The sequence below is a fragment of the Oerskovia enterophila genome, assembly GCF_044748475.1.
In the GTDB taxonomy this organism is placed as follows: Bacteria; Actinomycetota; Actinomycetes; order Actinomycetales; family Cellulomonadaceae; genus Oerskovia; species Oerskovia enterophila.
The window spans coordinates 1,045,837-1,065,373 of sequence record NZ_JBIVFZ010000001.1 but is presented as its reverse complement, the minus strand read 5'-3'; the positions used below and the strand labels follow the sequence as shown (position 1 = coordinate 1,065,373).

Sequence of the window (19,537 nt, the reverse complement as noted above, 5' to 3'; positions counted from 1 at the left end):
TGCGGCGGCCGGTGGTCGACGTGCGCAGCGTCAGCCGCGCGGCCCTCGAGCGGGCCACGTAAATCGGCGATCATCGCGCTGCATGCCCCCATCGTCCCACACGCGGTCCGGGGCGCGAGGGTGGGCAGGGCAGAGCAGGGCGGAGCACAGCACAGCACGCGCCGAGGGCACGGCAGGCGCGGTGAGAGACTGGCGACGTGAGAGGGCGTCGCGACGAGGACCACGACCGGTACGGCCCGGGCGCCGACGGTCCGGACGACCCCTGGCCCGCCTACCCCGCCGGGACGCCCGGCCCGTCCGACCCGCTCTCGGCGACCCGGGACGCGGACCTCACGGGACCCGCGGCTCCCGCGCCCGGGACGCGCCCCGCGGACGCCGCACCCCACCGCCCGCCGGACGCTCCGCCGTCGGGCGTCGAGGCGCTCGTGCGCGACCCCGACCCGGCCGCGCGGACGACGCGGACGGCCTTTCGCCCGACGACGGACGGCGACGAGCCGCCCGCCGGGTTCTGGCGGACGGCTCGGTGGATGCTCGTGCTGGGTGCCGTGGTGGGCGCGGCCTACCTCGGGACGTGCTCGGCGCGCGGGCTGACGCTCGACGACGCGGCGGTGTTCCTGCCCGTGGGGATCGGGGGCATGGTCCTGGGGGTCTCGACGGTCGCGACGGTCGTCGCCTGGGTCGTCCGGTACGCCACGACCCGCCGGCGCACGGACGCCGTCCCCGTGCCCGGCGCCCTGCGGGCCTGGACACGCGTATACGGCCTGCTGCTCGGCTTCATGGTCGCGGCGTTCGTCTGGGGCGGCGCCCAGGGCTGACCGGGCTCGTCAGCGGCCCGTCAACGACGCACGCCGAGCGGCGAGGTCCGCACGACCTCGTACGACGGGCCTCCGCTGCGCCCTGCCCCGGGGATCGACTCGACCAGGCACAGCGCGTCGGCCGTGAACCGTGGCCCCTCGTAGACCGCCAGGGCGTGCGCGAGCTCCGCGAGCCCGGGACCCGTGGGGCGCAGGTCGGTCTTGCGCCGCCCGCTCGTGCGCGGCCCGGAGGCGCGCGCCACGGTCAGGTGGGCGCGCTGGCGCGGCCGTCGGTCGAGCCGCAGCCCGACGTCGGAGGCCGCCTCCGCGGTCGCGGCGCTCAGGCGGCGCAGCGCCTCCGCGTCGCCACCTACCCCGGCGAACAGGATGCGGTCCTCGAAGGTGCCGGCCCCGCGCAGGTGCAGCGTGAGGGGCTCGGTCGTGTCCGCGACCTCGTCGAGGGCACGCCCCAGGTCGTCGGCCGCCCCGTCGGCGACCTCGCCGAAGAATGCGACCGTCAGGTGCATGAGGTCGCGCGGCGTCCAGCGCAGCGAGGGCCGGCCGTCGTCGAGGGCCACCGCGCCGAGGGCCGACAGCGCCAGGCCCAGGTGGTCGAGCGCCTCGTCCGAGGGGTAGAGGGCGGCGAAGAGCCTCGCCGACCGTCCCCTCACGGGGCCTCGTCCGTGACGCGCGGACGGTGCGCCCGGCTCGAGGCGTAGAGGCACACCGTGGCCGCCGTCGCCAGGTTGAGCGACTCGGCCAGACCACGGAGGGGGACGCTCACGACCGCGTCGGACAGCTCTCGGTCCTGAGGGCGCAGCCCCCAGGCCTCGTTGCCGAAGACCCACGCCGTGGGTCGGGCCAGGTCCGGGGTGCCGCTGGGCGCGCTGCCCGCCACGTCGAGCAGGTCGTCGAGGTCGTGGTCGCCCGCGCCGTCCGCCGCGAGGACCGAGAGCCCGGCGGCGCGCAGCGCGTCGACGGTCTCCTCGAGACCCGCACCGGTCACGACCGGGAGGTGGAAGAGGGATCCCGCGGTCGAGCGCACGACCTTGGGGTTGTGCACGTCGACGCTCTCGCCCGCGAGCACCACCAGGTCCGCCCCGGCCGCGTCGGCTGCGCGGATGACCGTGCCGGCGTTGCCCGGGTCACGGACGGTCGCGAGGACCGCGACGAGCCGGGGACCGCGCGCGAGCACCTCGTCGAGCGTGAGCTCCTCGACCCGGACGACGGCCAGGATGCCCTGAGCGTCCTGGCTCATGGCCTCGAACGCCTCGGGTGTCGTGAGGTGCACGTACAGGCGCTGGTCCAGGGCGTCGTCGACGATCTCCGCGTAGCGCTCGGCGGCGGAGGAGGTCACGTACACGTCGCGCACCAGGTGGGCACCGTGCCGGACGGCCTCGCGCACTCCCTGCGGTCCCTCGACGAGGAACTGCTGGTGGCGCGAACGCGCCGAACGCCCGGACAGTGCCCGCACCGCCTTGACCCGGTCGCTCCGAGGGTTCGAGACCTCGGGAACACGATGGGAGAACGGTACGGGGCGACCTGAGGACAGATCGTTCACTGTGCGGGCGTCCGGTGAGAAGAGTCGCTGCTCGATGATCAGGCAGCAGCCTTCGGAGCGTTCACGTCAGCAGGCAGCGCGTCCTTGGCGGCCTGGACGAGCGCGTTGAAGACGGTCACGTCGTTGACCGCGAGGTCCGCGAGCACGCGACGGTCGACCTCGATGCCAGCGGCCTTGAGGCCCTGGATGAGGCGGTTGTACGTCAGGCCCTGGGCGCGGGACGCAGCGTTGATGCGCTGGATCCACAGACGACGGAAGTCGCCCTTGCGCGCCTTGCGGTCACGGTAGGAGTAGACGAGGGAGTGGGTGACCTGCTCCTTCGCCTTCCGGTAGAGACGCGAACGCTGGCCGCGGTAACCCGCAGCGCGCTCGAGAGTTGTACGGCGCTTCTTCTGGGCGTTGACCGCCCGCTTCACGCGTGCCACGTGATGCTCCTTGCAGTTCGGGGCTCAGGTAGGGATTCAGCGATGATCAGCGCCGGGGCGCGACCACCAGGCAGATCACTTACCGAGCAGCTTCTTGATCTTCTTGACGTCTGCGGGGGCGACGACCTGGTCAGCAGACAGGCGACGCGTGCGCGTGCTCGACTTGTGCTCGAGCAGGTGGCGCTTGTTGGCCTGCTCGCGCATGACCTTGCCGCTGCCGGTGATGCGGAACCGCTTCTTGGCGCCGGAGTGCGTCTTGTTCTTCGGCATGGCTGCCGTTTCTCCTTTGTCTGGTCGAGATCCCGGGAGGGACCCGACGTGTTCGGGCCGGGGCCGGTGGGCCTGGCTCGGTGTCAGTTGGTCAGCTGGGCTTGCCACCCGGCTTGGGCTTCGCAGCCGTACCGGGCTTGGGCGCTGCCGGCCGGGGAGCCGGAGGCTTGGGCATCGCGGCCGGCTTGGGCACCGCGACGGGCTTGGGGGCCACCGCAGGCTTGGGCGCAGCGGCCGGCGCGGCCGGAGCAGCAGCCTTGGGGGCTGCGGGAGCCTTGGGGGCCGAGGTGCGAGGCGCAGCCTTGGGGGCAGACGTGCGGGGCGCTGCCGCCTTGGGGGCTGCTGCGGGAGCGGCCTCGGCGACGGGCGCCGGTGCCGGCTCGGGAGCTGCGGCGGCCTTGACCGCGGCAGCTGCCTCGGCCGACGCGACCATCTCTGCGGCCTCGGCGACCTGCACCTCGAAAGGCACGTCGTTGCCGTCCGCGGGCTCCTCGGAGACCTCGACGGGAGCGGCCTTGGCGGCCGACTTCGTCTGGCGGGGCTCGGCCTCCTGGGCGCGGCGACGCTGCTCGTTCTTGGCTTCGGCCTTCTTCTTGACCGGGCCGAGCACCATGATCATGTTGCGCCCGTCCTGCTTGGGCGAGCTCTCGACGAAGCCGAGCTCCGCGACGTCCTCCGCGAGGCGCTGCAGGAGACGGATACCCATCTCGGGGCGCGACTGCTCACGGCCGCGGAACATGATCATGACCTTGACCTTGTCGCCCGCTGCGAGGAAGCGCTCGACGTGGCCCTTCTTGGTGCCGTAGTCGTGCGGGTCGATCTTCAGACGGAAACGGATCTCCTTGAGGACCGTGTTCGCCTGGTTGCGGCGAGCCTCACGGGCCTTCATGTCCGACTCGTACTTGAACTTGCCGAAGTCCATGAGCTTGCACACCGGCGGGCGTGCGTCGGGGGCGACCTCCACCAGGTCGAGGTCAGCGTCCTGGGCAAGGCTCAGGGCGACCTCAATGCGGACGACGCCGACCTGCTCCCCACCTGGGCCGACAAGTCGGACCTCGGGGACACGGATCCGATCGTTGATGCGAGGCTCGCTGATGTGATGCTCCTAGGAAGTCGTCGGTAGACCACCAGGAACGAGAAAGGCCCCCGTCCCAGAGCGCAGGGAGGAGGCCATCGATCGGGTCGTCGCGGGTGCGACGAACACACCGTCGCGCCACCGTGAAGAACGGCGACGCTCCGGACCGAGACCCGGCCTCTGTCGTGACGATCGTCAGCAGTTGAAGCTCAGGTGGGATGGAATCCACTTTGCGCACCCGTAGTCCACTTCTCGAAGCACCTGCTGGAGCCTCGACAAGAACCTACGGGTCGGTCAGCGACCAACAATAGCACGCACGGGCGGGGGTCCGGTGACGACCAGGAGCGACCAGCCCGCACGGGCCGTCCCGCCTCCCGCGTCCGACGCCGCCGTCCCACGCACGCGCGAAAGGACGGCGGGCAAGGAGCCGCCCGAGCATCGCCCAGGATCCCACGCCGGACCTTGCGACCACCACGAGGGTTCATCGGCCCGACACGCACTGGACACCCTCCATTGTTGGAACTCTTCCAGAAAGTGTGGTTAGAGTAGGACCGTGCCGACCGACAAGACGCTCCGCCCCGCGGACCACGAGACCGAGCTCCGCGACAGCGGGCTCCGTGTCACAGCTGCGCGCCTGGCGGTCCTCGACGTCGTGACCCGGCAGCAGCACGCCGACGCGGACGACGTCCTGCGGGCCACCCGCGAGGCCCTCGGGTCGGTGTCCGTCCAGGCGGTCTACGACGTGCTGAACGCGCTCACCGAGCACGGCCTGCTCCGCCGGATCGAGCCCGCCGGCCACCCCGCACGCTACGAGCGCCGGCTGGGCGACAACCACCACCACGTCGTGTGCCGCTCGTGCGGCGCGGTCGCCGACATCGACTGCGCCGTGGGTCACGCCCCGTGCCTGACCCCGAGCGGGAACAACGGCTTCACGATCGACACGGCCGAGGTCACGTACTGGGGCCTGTGCCCCGACTGCGCGGACTGACGCCCGGCACCGCACCACGGCAGCCCGCCGAGCCATCCCCAGCCCCTGACCGCTCCCCCCGGAGCACCTGTCCCTACCGCCCCCTACCCACGAGCAGGCACCGGGCCCACAGAGCCCTCACCTGAAGGAGAAGACGATGACGAACACCCCCTTCACCACCACGCAGACGGGCACGCCCGTCCCGAGCGATGCCCACTCCCTGACCTCCGGGGCGGACGGCGCGACCGCGCTGCACGACCGCTACCTGGTCGAGAAGCTCGCGCAGTTCAACCGCGAGCGCATCCCGGAGCGCATCGTCCACGCCAAGGGTGGCGGCGCGTTCGGCGAGTTCGTCGTGACGGAGGACGTCTCGGCCTACACGCGGGCGGCCGTGTTCCAGCCGGGCGCGCGCACCGAGACCCTCCAGCGGTTCTCGAGCGTCGCGGGCGAGCAGGGCTCCCCCGACACCTGGCGCGACGTGCGCGGGTTCTCGGTGAAGTTCTACACGACCGAGGGCAACTACGACATCGTCGGCAACAACACCCCCGTCTTCTTCATCCGCGACGGCATCAAGTTCCCCGACTTCATCCACTCGCAGAAGCGCCTGCCGGGCTCGGGCCTGCGTGACGCCGACATGCAGTGGGACTTCTGGACCCTGTCCCCCGAGTCGGCCCACCAGGTCACCTACCTCATGGGCGACCGCGGCCTGCCGCGCTCGTGGCGCGAGATGCCGGGCTTCGGCTCGCACACCTACCAGTGGATCAACGCCGCGGGCGAGCGCTTCTGGGTCAAGTACCACTTCACGTCGAACCAGGGCAACGTCGAGATGGAGGGCTCGGAGGCCGAGCTCATCGCAGGCGCCGACGCGGACTACTACCGCCGCGACCTGTACGAGGCGATCGAGGCCGGCAGCTTCCCGTCCTGGGACGTGCACGTCCAGGTCATGCCGTACGAGGACGCCAAGACCTACCGCTTCAACCCGTTCGACCTGACGAAGGTCTGGCCGCACGCCGACTACCCGCTCATCAAGGTCGGCACGCACACGCTCAACCGCAACCCGCAGAACTTCTTCGCGGAGATCGAGCAGGCGGCGTTCTCGCCGGCGAACACGGTCCCGGGCATCGACATCAGCCCCGACAAGATGCTGATGGCCCGCGTCTTCTCCTACCCGGACGCGCAGCGCTACCGCGTGGGCACCAACTACAACCAGATCCCGGTCAACGCGCCGCACGCCGCACCGGTCCACAACTACTCGCAGGACGGCGCCCAGCGTCACGGGTTCAACGCGCCCTCGACGCCGGTCTACGCCCCCAACAGCCTGGGCGGCCCCGTGGCCGACGAGGCTCGCGCCGGTGTCGGGTCGTGGGAGTCGGACGGCGAGCTGACGCGGGCCGCGGCGACGCTGCACGCCGAGGACGACGACTTCGGTCAGGCCGGCACGCTCTACCGCGAGGTGTTCGACGACGCGGCCAAGGCCCGCTTCCTCGAGACCATCACGGGGGCCGTCGGCGGCGTCCAGAGCCTGGCGATCCGTGAGCGCGCGATCCAGTACTGGACCAACGTCGACGCGAACCTCGGTGCTGCCCTGCGCAGCGCGCTCGAGGCCGCCCCGCTCGCGGCCGACGAGCCGGGCGTCACGTCGGAGCCCGCACACTCCTGACCCTGCGCGCCTGACCGGCGCGACGTCGTCGGGCAGGACGCCTGTGCACCACCCCCGAGGCCGGGTCCGCTCAGCGGGCCCGGCCTCCGGGCGTTCGGCCCGCCGCCCGCCCGGGGCGGCGCGCACTCCGGCCACCTCGCGCTTGGCACACTATTTGCTTCGATGAGACAGACCAGGCCCGACGGCGCCGCTCGCCCCGGCCGTCCGCGTCCCCTGGGCCCGGCCCCAGCCGGTGACGAGCCGCCCGGGGTCCCCGCACGGCCCGCGCTCTGGAAGGATGGAGCCATGACAACCGAGAACGACCCCACCACCCAGGACGCCACCCGGGACATCGCGGACGTCGCGGCCGTCGAGGTCATCACCTCGGCCGCGGTCCACCTCATGAGCGCCGCCGCCGTCAAGTGCGGCCTGGCCGAGGACGCCGCCGAGAAGGGCCACCTGGACCTCGACGAGGCGCGCAAGCTCATCAACGCGCTCGCCGCCCTCGTGACCGCGTCCGCCCCGGACATCGGCAACCAGCACGCGCGCTCGCTGCGCGACGGGCTCCGCACGCTCCAGCTCGCGTTCCGCGAGGCCTCGGTCTACCCCGACGCCCTGGGCGAGGGCCCGGGCGAGAAGTACACGGGCGCGGTCAGTTGAGCACCCCGTCGGGCGGGCAGCCGACGCCTCCCCCGCCGTCCAGCGCGCACGGGGGACACGGCGCCGTGCCCCCGCCCGGCGGCCCGGCGGGTCCTCCCCCGCCCGCTCCTCCCGGCGTCCCGCCGGAGCCGGCGCACACCCCGACGTCAGCACGGCCCCTGGCCGCCGACGACGCATCCCCGCAGATGTCCGCCTACCAGGCCGCGGCGACGCTGCCCGGGGCGAGCCCCGTGGGTCCTCCCGGCAGCGCTTCGACGAGCAGCGCCCGGCGTCCCCGCCCAGGGCGCGGCAAGACCGTCGCGATCGTCGTCCTGAGCGTCGCGCTGCTCGCCTCGCTCGGGCTCGGCGCGTACCTCCTGGTCACGACCCTGAGCTGGCAGGACCGCAGCGCGCAGTGGGAGTCCGAGGCGCGCGGCCTGGGCGAGGACGTCGCCCAGCTCACGGCCGACCTCGACGGCGCCAACACCGAGCTCGAGTCGGCGCGCACCCAGCTCGCGACCACGCAGGAGCGCATCACCGAGCTCGCGAACGAGAAGGCGCAGCTCGGCGACGAGAACGTGGCCTCGCAGCAGTACCTCGACTACCAGGCCCGCATCTCCGAGGCCGCGGGCACGGTCGCCGCGGCCCTCGGGCAGTGCACAACGGCCCAGGACGAGCTCATCGGCTACCTCAACAACCGCGACGCCTACAACCCCGACGACCTCGCCCAGTTCGCGACCCAGGTCGACGAGCTGTGCAAGGCCGCGACCGACGCCAACACCGAGCTCCAGAAGGAGCTCAACCAGTGAGGAGGAGCACCGACGGGCGGCACCGTCGACCGCGACCGGCCGCGAGGCTCGCTGCCGTCACGCTGCTCGTAGCGCTGGCCGGGGGTTGTGGGGTCCTGCCCGAGCTCCCCGAGCCCATGCCCAGCTCGGTCGTGCCCAGCTTCGCCCAGCAGGCCGAGCCCGTGGGCTCGGAGAACCTCTCCCCGGACGGGTTCGACGCGGTCAAGCGCATGGCCGTGCGCATCCGCAACGTCGGGTGCTCGTCGCTCTCGACGGGCTCGGGCTTCGCGCTCGACGACCGCACGCTCATCACGAACAAGCACGTCGTGGAGGGCTCCAAGTCGCTCCAGGTGCTGACGTACGACGGTCGTGACATCAAGGTCGAGACGGCCAGCGCGGCCGGCCTCGCGGACCTCGCGATCGTGCGCACGAGCGACGACCTGCCCTCGGCCCCGACGCTCGCGGCGGCGGACCCGGTCCAGGGCGAGGCCGTGACCGTCGTGGGCTACCCCGAGGGCGGGCAGCTCACGGTCACGCAGGGCACCGTCGTGGGCACCACCACGGACCCGCTGCACTCGAACCTCGGCGAGGTCCTCGTGACCGACGCGCAGGTCGAGCCCGGCAGCTCGGGCTCCGCGGCGCTCAACGCGGACGGCGAGGTGATCGGCGTCGTGTACGCGAAGTCGAGCAACGCCTCGTTGCTCGTCCCGGTCTCGACGCTGCGGTCGATGCTCGACGACACCTCGGCCTTCGCGCCCCTGCCCGCGTGCTCGTAGGCTGCGAAGCATGAGCAACGACGCCAGCACGGCAGGACGGCCCGACCCCACGTTCGTCACGCGCGCAGCGAACGACGCCTTCTCGGTGCGCAAGGTCTTCGGCGAGGCCTACGAGCGCGACGGGACGCTCGTGGTGCCCGTGGCCAAGGTGTGGGGCGGTACCGGCACGGGCTACGGCTACGGGGTGGGTTCGCCGGGAGACGGCGCGCAGGCACCGGGCGACGGGAGCCCGGCAGCCACCTCCGACGCAGGCGGCGAGGGAGCCGGCGGCGGCGGGGGCTACGGCATGAGCGTGCGCCCGCTGGGCGTGTACGTCGTGGGCCCGGAGGGTGCGCGGTGGCATCCCGCGCTCGACCTCAACAAGGTCATCCTGGGTGGGCAGGCCGTGGCCGTGGTGCTCGCCCTGGTGGGCGGCTGGGTCCTGGGACGTCGCCACCGCTGAGGCGGTCGCGCCGGGCGAGCCGGCGGACGCACCGGACCGCGCGGGCACGTCCGCGCCGTCGGGCGTCCTCGCAGGATGCCCGACGGCGCAGCGCAGGTGGGTCAGTCGGCGCGGCCGATGCGCAGCTCGAGCGAGTCGACGCGCTCGGAGACCACGTCGCTGCCCGCGAGGGCCGCGTTGACCTGGGCGAGGACAGCATCGAGGCCCCGCCGGTCCAGGCCCGAGTCGATCGCGAGGACGACCGCGACCTCGGCGCTGCGTCCCGTCTCGGCACGGACGGCCGCGACGTGCTCGACTCCCGAGACCGCACCCGCGATCGCGTCGGCGACGTCCGCCACGACCTGACCGTCGGCCACGGCAGGGGCCCACTCCTTGCCCTGCGCGAGCGCCCACACCGCGGGACGAGGGATCAGGACCGTGACTGGGCCCGAGGGGTCGAGGACCAGCAGCGACCAGTCCTCGCTCACGGCAGACAGCGCGGCCCGCGGCGCGTCCACGGGGACCGGGCGGGCGTCCGGCCGCCAGGCGGCCATGCTCGCGACGCTCGAGAACACCGGGAGGGCACGCCGGCCGTCGGGGGCCTCGAGCGCGACGACGCCGGCCGCGGCCTCCTTGTCGACCTTCTGCCCGTGCTCACCCTCGCCCGCCGTGACGAGCTCGGCGAGGATCGGGATCAGCAGGCGCGAGCGACCGAGCTGCGCGACGACCTGGGTCAGGCTGGCCCCGCCCTCGACGAACGCTGCGAGGACCGCGGTCAGCGCCGGGTCGGCCGAGCCGTCGTCCCCGGAGAACCCGGAGGACGGCGGCAGCGCCTTGCCCTTCGACAGCGGTGCCGCGCCGTGGTCGGACGCTTGGCCGGACGCGTGGGCGTGACCGGCGTGCGGGTCCGAGGTCACGGACGGCCTGCCACGTCGAGGGCCTGCGGCAGCGTGAAGGCGCCTGCGTAGAGCGCCTTGCCGACGATCGCGCCCTCGATGCCCTCGCCGACCAGCGCACGCAGCGCCTCGAGGTCGGCCAGGCTCGAGATGCCGCCCGAGGCGATCACGGGCGCGTCGGTGCGCGAGGCGACCTCGCGCAGCAGGTCGACGTTGGGGCCGCGCAGCGTGCCGTCCTTGGTCACGTCGGTCACGACGTAGCGCGAGCAGCCGGCCGCGTCGAGACGCTCGAGGACCTCCCAGAGGTCGCCCCCCTCCTGGGTCCAGCCGCGCGCCGCGAGGGTCGTGCCGCGCACGTCGAGCCCGACGGCGATCGCGTCGCCGTGCTCGGCGATGACCTTGGCCGTCCACTCGGGGTTCTCGAGAGCGGCGGTGCCCAGGTTGACGCGCGAGCAGCCCGTCGCCAGGGCGCGAGCGAGCGACTCGTCGTCGCGGATGCCCCCCGAGAGCTCGACCTTGACGTCGAGGCGCGCGACGACGTCGGCCAGCAGCTCGGCGTTCGAGCCACGGCCGAAGGCCGCGTCGAGGTCGACGAGGTGCACCCACTCGGCGCCCCCGGCCTGCCAGTCGAGAGCGGCCGACAGCGGGTCACCGTACGAGGTCTCCGAGCCGGCCTCCCCCTGGACGAGGCGCACCGCCTGCCCGGCGGCGACGTCGACGGCGGGCAGCAGGACGAGACGATCGGTCATGAGGGGGTCCTTCCGAGGGAATGCACGAGAACGATGGACGGGATGAAGGGAGCGGGCAGGGTCGCAGGACACCGCCCGGGACGGGTCAGAGCGAGCGGACCCAGTTCTCCAGGAGCGCCGCACCGGCGTCCCCGGACTTCTCCGGGTGGAACTGGGTCGCGCTCAGCGGGCCGTTCTCGACGGCCGCGACGAACGGGCCGCCGTGCTCGGACCAGGTGACGAGCGGCGCGCGGAACGCGGGCCCCACGGGCTCGTCGACGCCGAGCGGGAAGCGACGGGCCGCGTACGAGTGCACGAAGTAGAAGCGCTCGTCCGCGATGCCGTCGAAGAGCACCGAGCCCTCGGGCACCTGGACCGTGTCCCAGCCCATGTGCGGGACGACGGGCGCGTCGAGGCGGTCGACGATGCCGGGCCACTCGCCGAGCCCCTCGGTGAGGGTCCCGTGCTCGTCACCCTCGTCGAACATGACCTGCATGCCGACGCAGATGCCGAGCACGGCGCGGCCGCCGGCCAGGCGACGCTCGACGATCTGGTCGCCGCGCACGGCCTTGAGCCCGGCCATGACGGCGGCGAACGCGCCCACGCCCGGGACGACGAGCCCCTCGGCCTCCGAGGCGCGCGCACGGTCGGCCGTGAGCTCGACCTGCGCCCCGACCCGCTCGAGCGCGCGGACGGCCGAGCGGACGTTGCCGAAGCCGTAGTCGAGGACGACGACCGCGGGTCCGGCGCTCACTTCTTGCGCGCCTTGCGGGCGGTCGACGTGAGCAGGCGCATGGCTTTCCAGCGCGAGATCCCCGCGCTCGGGACGACGCCCGAGAGCTCCGCGACGGTCGTCTGGCCCGTGACGAGGTCCTCGAGCTCCTCGGGCGCACCGCCGAGGACGAGCCCCGGGGCGAGCACGTCGCCCTCGACGCCGTCCTGCCAGCGCGTCGCGCTGAGCTGCTCGCCGCGGCGCGTGAGCAGGATGAGCGGGACGCCCTTGACGAGGGTCGAGACCGCGGCCGCGGCCTGCTGCGGGGCGTCGCCCGTCAGGTCGTGCAGGACGGCCAGGGCACCGATCTCGGTGGGCACGGCGTCGATCTCGAGCTGCGCGAGCGAGCAGGCGGCGGCCAGCGGCTCGGCGCCCGCGATCTGGGTCACGAGGACCGCGAGCTCGGGGTCGGAGGTCGGGGAGAGCAGGCTCGAGATGTCGTCCGGGATCACCAGGTCCAGCTCGGGCTCTTCGGGGTTCTGCGGGGTGCTCATGTCGTCCGTCTCGGTCGTCCGCGGCGCGTGGTCGCCGTGGGGCTGGTCGACGGGTCCGTGGCTGAGCTCGTGGCCGCGCTCGGACCCGTCGGGCTGTGCAGGGGTCGTGGGCTCGGGGCTCACAACGCGCCCTTGGTCGACGGGATGCCGTCGACCCGGGCGTCGGGCGCCACGGCGAACCGCAGCGCTCGGGCGAGGGCCTTGAACTGCGCCTCCACGATGTGGTGGGGGTCGCGGCCCGAGAGCACGCGCACGTGGATGCAGATCGCGGCGTGGTGCGCGATCGACTCGAGCACGTGGCGCGTGAGCGACCCCGTGAAGTGCCCGCCGATCAGGTGGTACTCCTGGCCCGCGGGCTCGCCCTCGTGCACGAGGTACGGACGGCCCGAGACGTCGACGACCGCGAGCGCGAGCGCCTCGTCGAGCGGCACCATGGCGTCGCCGAAGCGGGAGATGCCCGCCTTGTCGCCGAGCGCGATCTTGAGCGCCTCGCCGATCGTGATCGCGACGTCCTCGACCGTGTGGTGCGCGTCGATGTGCGTGTCGCCCGTGGCCCGGACCGTGAGGTCGATGAGCGAGTGCTTGCCGAGGGCCGTCAGCATGTGGTCGTAGAACGGGACGGTCGTCGAGATGTCCGTCTTGCCGGTCCCGTCGAGGTCCAGCTCGACGAGGACGCTCGACTCCGACGTCGCGCGCTCGATGCGCGCGGTGCGCTTCACAGTCCTGCCACCTCCACCAGGGCGTCCTTGAACGCCGTCATCTCCTGCGGTGTGCCGATCGACACCCGCAGCCAACCTTCGGGACCAGTCTCCCGGATGAGGACGCCTCGATCCAACAGGCCCTGCCAGACCGCGTGGCGGTCCGGGAACGCGCCGAACAGGACGAAGTTCGCGTCCGAGTCGGCGACCTGCAGCGCGGCGCCGCCCAGAGCAGCGGGACGCTGGGCCCGCAGCCAGGCCACCGTCGCGTCCCGCTCGGCGCGCAGGGCGTCGACCTGGGCCAGCAGCGAGGACGAGTGCTTGAGGGCCGCGCGCGCGACCGCCTGGGTCGCGGCCGACAGGTGGTACGGCAGGCGCACGACGCGCAGCGCGTCGACCAGCGCGGTCGACGCGGCGAGGTAACCCACGCGGGCCCCGGCCAGCGCGAACGCCTTGGACATGGTGCGCGAGACCGCGAGGTTCGGGTAGCGCTCGAGCAGCTCGAGCGCGGAGGGCACCCCGGCCCGGCGGAACTCTCCGTACGCCTCGTCGACCACGACGACGGCCGACGTGCCGGGCTCGGCGCCGTGCGGGGTGACCGCGAGCGCCGCCTCGCACACGGCCTCGACGACCTCGCGGGTCAGGGCCGTGCCCGTCGGGTTGTTGGGGCTGGCCAGCAGGATCACCGAGGGGGCGTGCGCGACGATCGCGGCGCGTGCGGCGTCGGGGTCGAGCGTGAAGTCCTCCGCGCGCCGCCCGGTGACCCAGGCGGTCGAGGTGTCGCGGGCGTACTCGGGGTACATCGAGTACGTCGGCGCGAACGAGAGCGCGGTGCGCCCGGGGCCACCGAAGGCCTGGAGCAGGTGCAGCATGACCTCGTTGGAGCCGTTCGCGGCCCAGACCTGCTCGGGGGCCACGCGCACGCCCGACTCCCCCGCGAGGTAGTCGGCGAGGTCCTGGCGCAGGCCCAGGAAGTCGCGGTCCGGGTAGCGGTTGAGCGTCGCGGCGGCTGTCGCGACGTCGGCCGCGATGGTCGCCACGACCTCGGCCGAGGGCGCGTAGGGGTTCTCGTTGACGTTGAGCAGGACAGGCACGTCGAGCTGCGGGGCACCGTACGGCTCGATCCCCGCGTGCTCGGACCGGACCGGGAGGTGCACCTGCGCCGCGGCGTGCGTGCGGGGCTGCGAGGTGGAGGCACCTGCCTGGGGTGCGTCGTCCGGGGACTCGAGAAGAGGAGTGGTCACCAGGACAGTCTACGAAGCCGTCCGTGAGGGACGGGTGGACGTCCGGCAGGCGGTCGGTGCGCCCGCCTCTCGCAGAGGTCCGCTCCCCGCCGGACGAGCCCGCGACCCGTCAGGCGGTAACGACGTCGGTGCCGCTCACCGTGACGGCGAGGCGCGGCAGGGGCGTGGGCGCCGGACCGGCGATCACGTCGCCCGTGCTCAGGTCGAAGCGGGAGCCGTGGCACGGGCAGTCGAGCTCGCCGTCGCCCGGCGCGACCGTGCAGCCCTGGTGCGTGCAGATCGCGCTGAAGGCCTCGAACGTCCCCTCCTCGGGCTGGGTCACGAGGTAGGGGGCACCGTCGACCTGGACCGATACCGCGCCACCCACCGGCACGTCGCCCGTGGCAGTGACCGCGGTGCCCGACGGCGGCGCACCGGCCGAGCCGCCGCCTCCCGTCCCGGTACCCGCGTCGCCCGTCCCGGCGGTGCTCGCCCCTCCCCCGCCGCCCGAGCACGCAGCGAGGACGAGGGCCCCCGCCCCGGCGCCCGCCGAGACGAGCACCGCGCGTCGGGTGAACCGGTCGCGGGGAGCGGGGCCCGAGTCGGTCGGCGCGCACGCTCCGTCCGTCGCGGCCTGCGCGGCGACCGCTCGCGAGGCGCCGAGCCGGTCCGGGGTCTGCTGCGAGGTCGAGGTCATGGTCACCCTCCGCCGTGCGTCCGGGGTCGAGAAGTCTTTCAATTGAAGCATCGGGCCCGGCGCCGCGCGCGAGCGCGCGACGTCCCGCCCGGGCTTCCCGCCCACCCGCACCCGAGCACTCGGAGCACCCCATGGCCGCGTCCGATCCCCCACCCCCCGCAGCGTCCACGCCGGGGGGAGCTCCGTCGTCGGGCACCCCACCCGTGCCACCGCCGCTGCCGCGCGGCGCCTGGCTGCTGCGCGGCGTGACGGCCGCGGGGCTGCTGCTCTCGGCCGACGTGCACCTCTTCCTCTACGTCCAGGGGTACCAGGACATCGAGGTCGTCGGCCCGCTGTTCCTGCTCAACGCGGTCGCGGGGTTCGTGCTCGGTCTGCTCGTGCTGGTCTGGCGCCACTGGCTGCCGCTGCTCGGGGCGATCGGCTTCTCGGTCGCGACGCTCGGCGCGTTCTACCTCTCGACGACGGTCGGGTTCTTCACCGTGGAAGAGACGGTCGGCGGGGTCCAGCAGGTCACGGCCGCGGTGAGCGAGTGGGTCGCGCTGGTCGGCGCCCTGCTGGCCCTCGTCGTCGAGCGACGACGGGCCTCGGGCAGGTCCAGAAAGGCCGCCTGAACTGCACCGATATCGCTTGTGACGATCTTCACAAGATAGTTTCGTCCGGTGTGCCGGACCTTGCGCGAGCGGCCCCGAACACGCTCGGATACGGTCGAAGGACCGGACACCATCGGACGCGAAGCGCGTCCCGTCGTGCCTGTCGCGCCCGTCGACGAACGGCTCGACCCCGCCCCGGTGTCCGCTCCTGGAGGAGAGTCATGAGCACCATGAAGGCAGCCGTCGTCCACACGTTCGCCGAGCCGCTCACGATCGACGAGATCGAGATCCCCACCCCCGGACCCCTCGAAGCGCTCGTCAAGGTCGACTACACCGGCGTCTGTCACACGGATCTGCACGCAGCCCACGGCGACTGGCCCGTCAAGCCGTCCCCGCCGTTCGTGCCGGGCCACGAGGGCGTCGGCACCGTCGTCGCGGTCGGCGACCAGGTCACGCGCGTCAAGGTCGGGGACAAGGTCGGCAACGCCTGGCTGTGGAGCGCGTGCGGCGAGTGCGAGTACTGCGAGACCGGGTGGGAGACCCTCTGCCCACACCAGAAGAACGGTGGCTACTCGGTCGACGGCTCGTTCGGCCAGTACATGCTCGTCGACTCACGCTATGCCCCGATCATCCCCGAGGGCGTCGAGGACGCGGCCGTGGGGCCGATCCTGTGCGCGGGCGTCACGGTCTACAAGGGCCTCAAGCAGACCGACACCAAGCCCGGCGAGTGGGTCCTGATCTCGGGCATCGGCGGACTCGGGCACATCGCCGTCCAGTACGCCGTGGCCATGGGACGCCGCGTCGCCGCGGTCGACGTGGACGACGAGAAGCTCGCCCTGGCGCGCAAGCACGGCGCCGAGGTCACGGTCAACGCGGCCACGTCGGCCGACCCCGCGGCCGAGATCCAGGAGAAGACCGGGGGCGGCGTGCACGGAGCCCTCGTGACCGCGGTCAACGCCCACGCGTTCCCGCAGGCCGTCGGCGCGCTGCGCCGCGGCGGCACGGTCTCCCTGGTCGGGCTGCCGCCCGAGAAGTTCCCGCTCGACATCTTCACGACCGTCCTGTTCGGGCTCACGGTCCGCGGCTCGATCGTCGGGACGCGCAAGGACATGGCCGAGGCGCTCGACTTCTTCGCGCGCGGCAAGGTCAGCCCGACCTACACCGTGCGCCCGCTGAGCGACGTCAACGACATCTTCAGCGAGATGGAGAAGGGCAAGATCGACGGCCGCGTCGTCATGGACATGCACTCCTGACGAGGCTCGAGCGGGGCTGACTGCCGGCCCCTGCCCGGCCCCGCGGCCCGGTGCCGTTCGACGGATCTCCGTGGAACGGCACCGGGCCGTGCTCGTGGCACACCGCCGCACCTGGGCACCCGGCCTGTGCACCGAGCACGCGGTGTCCCACCCTGCGCCTACGATCGCTGGGTGACCTCGTTCCCCCGTGACCAGCACGACCCGTACGCCGACCTCCCTCCCGACTTCGCGTCGGAGCCGCCTGCCGACCTGTACGACGAGCCCCCGGTCCCCGACGACGCGGGGGCCGCGCCGCGACGCGCGTCCGTCGGCGCGAGCGCCGCTCGCCCGTCGCCGACCGCGGCGGAGCCCGCTGCCGCCCCGACGCCGGGCGCCACAGCCCACGCCGTCTCGGCGGCCGACGCCGCGCGGCTCGCCAAGGTCGCCATGCTGCGCGGTCTCCTCGAGGGCAAGGACCTGCGCGAAGAAGCCGAGACCGCGCTGCGCTCGCTGGTCGGTCGCGACGACGCGAAGCTGCGCGACGACCAGTGGCTCGCGATCGAGGCCCTGGTCGCGTTCCGCCGTCGGGCCCTCGTTGTCCAGCGCACCGGGTGGGGCAAGTCGGCCGTCTACTTCGTCGCGACCTCGCTGCTGCGCTCGCGCGGCGCGGGGCCCACGGTCATCGTCTCGCCGCTCCTGGCCCTGATGCGCGACCAGATCTCCGCCGCGGCCCGCGCCGGGATCCGCGCCGTGACGATCAACTCGTCGAACATGACCGAGTGGGACGACGTGCACGCCGCGATCGCCGCGGGCGAGGTCGACGTCCTGCTCTGCTCGCCCGAGCGCCTCAACAACCCCGGCTTCCGTGACGAGGTGCTCCCCCGGCTCGCTGCCGACGCGGGCCTCGTGGTCATCGACGAGGCGCACTGCATCTCCGACTGGGGCCACGACTTCCGCCCCGACTACCGCCGCATCCGCACCCTCCTCGCGGACCTGCCCCCCGGCATCCCCGTGCTCGCCACGACCGCGACCGCCAACGAACGCGTGACCGCCGACGTCGCCGAGCAGCTCGGGGTCACGGGCGCGTCGGTCGGCAGCGCAGCGGCCAGCACGTCGTCCGCGGCCGGTGACGCCGCCGCCGGGGCGCCCGCCGGGCCGCGCGAGGACGTGCTCGTGCTGCGCGGCGGTCTCGACCGCGAGTCGCTGCACCTGGCCGTGCTCAACCTGCCGGACCAGCCCAGCCGTATCGCGTGGCTCGCCGAGACGCTCCAGGACGTCGACGGCTCGGGGATCGTCTACTGCCTCACGGTCTCGGCCGCCGAGCAGGTCGCGAGCCAGCTGCGAGCGACCGGGCTGGCCGTGGCCGCGTACACGGGCCAGACCGACACGACCGAGCGCGAACAGCTCGAGGCCGACCTCAAGGAGAACCGGGTCAAGGCCCTCATCGCGACGTCGGCGCTCGGCATGGGCTTCGACAAGCCGGACCTCGCGTTCGTCGTGCACCTGGGCGCCCCGTCGTCGCCCATCGCGTACTACCAGCAGGTCGGTCGTGCCGGGCGTGGCGTCGACAGCGCAGTCGTGGTGCTGCTGCCCGGCGAGGAGGACCGGCGCATCTGGGAGTACTTCGGTTCGCTCGCGTTCCCCGCCGAGCGTCAGGTCCGCGAGACCCTCGCAGCCCTCGAGGCGGGCGGCGGGACGCAGTCGGTCGCGGCCCTCGAGACCCAGGTCGACCTCAAGCGCTCGCGCCTCGAGACCATGCTCAAGGTCCTCGACGTCGACGGCGCGGTCCGTCGCGTCAAGGGCGGCTGGGTCTCGACCGGTCAGCCCTGGGTCTACGACGCCGACCGCTACGCGCGCGTCGAGCAGACCCGGCTCGCCGAGCAGCGCTCCATGATCGACTACGAGGCCACGAGCGGCTGCCGCATGGCGTTCCTGCGCGCGACCCTCGACGACCCCGAGCTCGAGCCGGGCTGGACGTGCGGCCGGTGCGACCGCTGCGGCGGCGTGGACCTGCCCGCGGCCCCCGACGCCGAGGCCGTCTCCGCGGCGCGCGCCGACATGGACCGCCCGGGCGTCGAGGTCGTGGCCCGTCGCCAGTGGCCCACGGGCCTCGACCGGATGGGACTCGACCTCAAGGGACGCCTGTCCCCCGAGGAGCTCGCGTCCCCGGGCCGAGCCGTCGCGCGCCTCGACGGGCTCGGATGGTCGGGTCCGCTGCGTGAGCTCTTCGCCCCCGGCGTGCCCGACGGCGAGACCCCCGTCGCGCTGCGTCGCGCGGCAGCGCGCGTGCTCGACGAGTGGGACGCGCTGTACGCGCCTGCCGCCACGGACGGTGAGCCCACCGGGACCGGCGAGGCTGTCGTCGACGCCGCGGCGGCTGACGGGAGCGACGCTCCCGCGCGCCGCCTCCTGCTCGACGGCATCGTGTCCGTGCGGTCGGCCACGCGCCCGCACCTGGTCCAGCACCTGGCGGGCGGGCTCGCGCGCTACCTCGACCGTCCGCTCGTCGGCTCGGTCGGTCCCGTGCCGGGGCGCGAGCAGCCCGGCCGACATGACGTGAACTCGGCCATGCGCCTGGCCGGGGTCGTCGAGCGTCTGCGGCTCGAGCTCTCGGCCCCCGCGATGGCGGGGCTCGCAGGACGCCGGATCCTCCTGGTCGACGACTACACCGACTCGGGCTGGACCCTCACGGTCGCCGCCCGCCTGCTGCGCCAGGCAGGAGCCGCGGCGGTCTACCCGTTCGTGCTCGGGGTGCGCTGACGCCCTGCGCACGACGAGAGCGGGGGGGGGGGCCGGGCCCCGTTAACCCGCGCCCGCCCCCCCCCCCGCGGAGGGGGTGGGTGGGGTCAGTG

Annotated in this window: 22 protein-coding genes; 10 read left to right on the top strand and 12 right to left on the bottom strand. The window is 73.4% G+C overall.

What is annotated here, in order from left to right; all coding sequences use genetic code 11:
- Positions 1-197 precede the first annotated feature (197 nt).
- Positions 198-815: a hypothetical protein gene (locus tag ACIPWA_RS04695; RefSeq protein WP_400288380.1), complete on the top strand. Its 618-nt coding sequence runs from the start codon at positions 198-200 to the stop codon at positions 813-815.
- Between the two features lie 20 nt (positions 816-835).
- Here the strand turns inward: ACIPWA_RS04695 and thpR are convergent, their stop codons facing one another.
- The 5 genes from thpR to infC all read right to left on the bottom strand — a co-directional run bounded on the left by thpR (position 836) and on the right by infC (position 4,119).
- A complete protein-coding gene (gene thpR / locus ACIPWA_RS04690) occupies positions 836-1,465 on the bottom strand; it encodes an RNA 2',3'-cyclic phosphodiesterase (protein ID WP_400288378.1) in 630 nt (209 codons plus the stop codon).
- Positions 1,462-2,355, bottom strand: coding sequence for a TrmH family RNA methyltransferase (locus tag ACIPWA_RS04685; RefSeq protein ID WP_400288376.1), 894 nt, complete (start codon positions 2,353-2,355; stop codon positions 1,462-1,464). The genes thpR and ACIPWA_RS04685 overlap by 4 nt, the downstream gene beginning before the upstream one ends.
- A gap of 38 nt (positions 2,356-2,393) precedes the next feature.
- Entirely contained in the window at positions 2,394-2,780 is a 387-nt protein-coding gene (gene rplT / locus ACIPWA_RS04680) for a 50S ribosomal protein L20 (protein WP_030150471.1), read from the bottom strand.
- Positions 2,781-2,855: 75 nt separating this feature from the next.
- A complete protein-coding gene (rpmI, locus tag ACIPWA_RS04675) occupies positions 2,856-3,050 on the bottom strand; it encodes a 50S ribosomal protein L35 (RefSeq protein ID WP_030150472.1) in 195 nt (64 codons plus the stop codon).
- 91 nt (positions 3,051-3,141) lie between these two features.
- A complete protein-coding gene (gene infC, locus ACIPWA_RS04670) occupies positions 3,142-4,119 on the bottom strand; it encodes a translation initiation factor IF-3 (protein ID WP_056648890.1) in 978 nt (325 codons plus the stop codon).
- A gap of 559 nt (positions 4,120-4,678) precedes the next feature.
- Here infC and ACIPWA_RS04665 point away from each other — a divergent pair.
- The 6 genes from ACIPWA_RS04665 to ACIPWA_RS04640 all read left to right on the top strand — a co-directional run bounded on the left by ACIPWA_RS04665 (position 4,679) and on the right by ACIPWA_RS04640 (position 9,376).
- The gene (locus ACIPWA_RS04665) at positions 4,679-5,113 is read left to right on the top strand and encodes a Fur family transcriptional regulator (RefSeq protein ID WP_354511662.1); all 435 of its coding nucleotides are present in this window, start codon (positions 4,679-4,681) and stop codon (positions 5,111-5,113) included.
- A gap of 136 nt (positions 5,114-5,249) precedes the next feature.
- A complete protein-coding gene (locus tag ACIPWA_RS04660; RefSeq protein WP_068706700.1) occupies positions 5,250-6,752 on the top strand; it encodes a catalase in 1,503 nt (500 codons plus the stop codon).
- A 285-nt stretch (positions 6,753-7,037) separates the two neighbouring features.
- Positions 7,038-7,391, top strand: coding sequence for a DUF1844 domain-containing protein (locus tag ACIPWA_RS04655; protein ID WP_056648882.1), 354 nt, complete (start codon positions 7,038-7,040; stop codon positions 7,389-7,391).
- A gap of 185 nt (positions 7,392-7,576) precedes the next feature.
- Positions 7,577-8,179 carry a hypothetical protein gene (locus ACIPWA_RS04650; RefSeq protein ID WP_400288373.1) on the top strand — a complete coding sequence of 201 codons (603 nt, stop codon included), beginning with the start codon at positions 7,577-7,579 and terminating at the stop codon, positions 8,177-8,179.
- Positions 8,176-8,934 carry a trypsin-like peptidase domain-containing protein gene (locus tag ACIPWA_RS04645; protein WP_400288371.1) on the top strand — a complete coding sequence of 253 codons (759 nt, stop codon included), beginning with the start codon at positions 8,176-8,178 and terminating at the stop codon, positions 8,932-8,934. Before ACIPWA_RS04650 ends, ACIPWA_RS04645 begins: the two co-directional genes overlap by 4 nt.
- Before the next feature lie 10 nt (positions 8,935-8,944).
- Positions 8,945-9,376: a spore germination protein GerW family protein gene (locus tag ACIPWA_RS04640; RefSeq protein ID WP_400288369.1), complete on the top strand. Its 432-nt coding sequence runs from the start codon at positions 8,945-8,947 to the stop codon at positions 9,374-9,376.
- A 101-nt stretch (positions 9,377-9,477) separates the two neighbouring features.
- Here ACIPWA_RS04640 and ACIPWA_RS04635 read toward each other — a convergent pair whose 3' ends face one another.
- The 7 genes from ACIPWA_RS04635 to ACIPWA_RS04605 all read right to left on the bottom strand — a co-directional run bounded on the left by ACIPWA_RS04635 (position 9,478) and on the right by ACIPWA_RS04605 (position 14,863).
- Complete coding sequence (locus tag ACIPWA_RS04635; protein WP_400288367.1) at positions 9,478-10,272, bottom strand: SseB family protein; 795 nt, start codon at positions 10,270-10,272, stop codon at positions 9,478-9,480.
- Positions 10,269-11,000 carry a bifunctional 1-(5-phosphoribosyl)-5-((5-phosphoribosylamino)methylideneamino)imidazole-4-carboxamide isomerase/phosphoribosylanthranilate isomerase PriA gene (gene priA / locus ACIPWA_RS04630; RefSeq protein ID WP_056648878.1) on the bottom strand — a complete coding sequence of 244 codons (732 nt, stop codon included), beginning with the start codon at positions 10,998-11,000 and terminating at the stop codon, positions 10,269-10,271. The genes ACIPWA_RS04635 and priA overlap by 4 nt, the downstream gene beginning before the upstream one ends.
- A gap of 85 nt (positions 11,001-11,085) precedes the next feature.
- Positions 11,086-11,733, bottom strand: coding sequence for an imidazole glycerol phosphate synthase subunit HisH (gene hisH / locus ACIPWA_RS04625; protein WP_056648877.1), 648 nt, complete (start codon positions 11,731-11,733; stop codon positions 11,086-11,088).
- Entirely contained in the window at positions 11,730-12,368 is a 639-nt protein-coding gene (locus ACIPWA_RS04620; RefSeq protein ID WP_235534189.1) for a hypothetical protein, read from the bottom strand. Before ACIPWA_RS04620 ends, hisH begins: the two co-directional genes overlap by 4 nt.
- Positions 12,365-12,964: an imidazoleglycerol-phosphate dehydratase HisB gene (hisB, locus tag ACIPWA_RS04615; RefSeq protein ID WP_056648875.1), complete on the bottom strand. Its 600-nt coding sequence runs from the start codon at positions 12,962-12,964 to the stop codon at positions 12,365-12,367. The genes ACIPWA_RS04620 and hisB overlap by 4 nt, the downstream gene beginning before the upstream one ends.
- Complete coding sequence (locus ACIPWA_RS04610; RefSeq protein WP_400288485.1) at positions 12,961-14,100, bottom strand: histidinol-phosphate transaminase; 1,140 nt, start codon at positions 14,098-14,100, stop codon at positions 12,961-12,963. Before ACIPWA_RS04610 ends, hisB begins: the two co-directional genes overlap by 4 nt.
- 196 nt (positions 14,101-14,296) lie before the next feature.
- Positions 14,297-14,863, bottom strand: coding sequence for a Rieske (2Fe-2S) protein (locus ACIPWA_RS04605; RefSeq protein WP_400288365.1), 567 nt, complete (start codon positions 14,861-14,863; stop codon positions 14,297-14,299).
- Positions 14,864-14,994: 131 nt separating this feature from the next.
- Here ACIPWA_RS04605 and ACIPWA_RS04600 point away from each other — a divergent pair, with 131 nt between their 5' ends.
- From ACIPWA_RS04600 to ACIPWA_RS04590, 3 genes are all read left to right on the top strand, one after another.
- The gene (locus ACIPWA_RS04600) at positions 14,995-15,474 is read left to right on the top strand and encodes a hypothetical protein (protein ID WP_400288363.1); all 480 of its coding nucleotides are present in this window, start codon (positions 14,995-14,997) and stop codon (positions 15,472-15,474) included.
- A gap of 200 nt (positions 15,475-15,674) precedes the next feature.
- A complete protein-coding gene (gene adhP / locus ACIPWA_RS04595) occupies positions 15,675-16,706 on the top strand; it encodes an alcohol dehydrogenase AdhP (protein ID WP_400288362.1) in 1,032 nt (343 codons plus the stop codon).
- Positions 16,707-17,132: 426 nt separating this feature from the next.
- The gene (locus ACIPWA_RS04590; RefSeq protein WP_400288483.1) at positions 17,133-19,445 is read left to right on the top strand and encodes a DEAD/DEAH box helicase; all 2,313 of its coding nucleotides are present in this window, start codon (positions 17,133-17,135) and stop codon (positions 19,443-19,445) included.
- The last annotated feature ends 92 nt before the right edge of the window (positions 19,446-19,537 follow it).

Bases quoted from the DNA above. Each gene is read 5' to 3' on its own strand.
- rpmI (WP_030150472.1), bottom strand. From the start codon at position 3,050: ATGCCGAAGAACAAGACGCACTCCGGCGCCAAGAAGCGGTTCCGCATC.
- ACIPWA_RS04660 (WP_068706700.1), top strand. From the start codon at position 5,250: ATGACGAACACCCCCTTCACCACCACGCAGACGGGCACGCCCGTCCCG.
- ACIPWA_RS04655 (WP_056648882.1), top strand. From the start codon at position 7,038: ATGACAACCGAGAACGACCCCACCACCCAGGACGCCACCCGGGACATC.
- ACIPWA_RS04650 (WP_400288373.1), top strand. From the start codon at position 7,577: ATGTCCGCCTACCAGGCCGCGGCGACGCTGCCCGGGGCGAGCCCCGTG.
- ACIPWA_RS04640 (WP_400288369.1), top strand. From the start codon at position 8,945: ATGAGCAACGACGCCAGCACGGCAGGACGGCCCGACCCCACGTTCGTC.
- priA (WP_056648878.1), bottom strand. From the start codon at position 11,000: ATGACCGATCGTCTCGTCCTGCTGCCCGCCGTCGACGTCGCCGCCGGG.
- ACIPWA_RS04605 (WP_400288365.1), bottom strand. From the start codon at position 14,863: ATGACCTCGACCTCGCAGCAGACCCCGGACCGGCTCGGCGCCTCGCGA.
- ACIPWA_RS04600 (WP_400288363.1), top strand. From the start codon at position 14,995: ATGGCCGCGTCCGATCCCCCACCCCCCGCAGCGTCCACGCCGGGGGGA.
- adhP (WP_400288362.1), top strand. From the start codon at position 15,675: ATGAGCACCATGAAGGCAGCCGTCGTCCACACGTTCGCCGAGCCGCTC.
- ACIPWA_RS04590 (WP_400288483.1), top strand. From the start codon at position 17,133: ATGCTGCGCGGTCTCCTCGAGGGCAAGGACCTGCGCGAAGAAGCCGAG.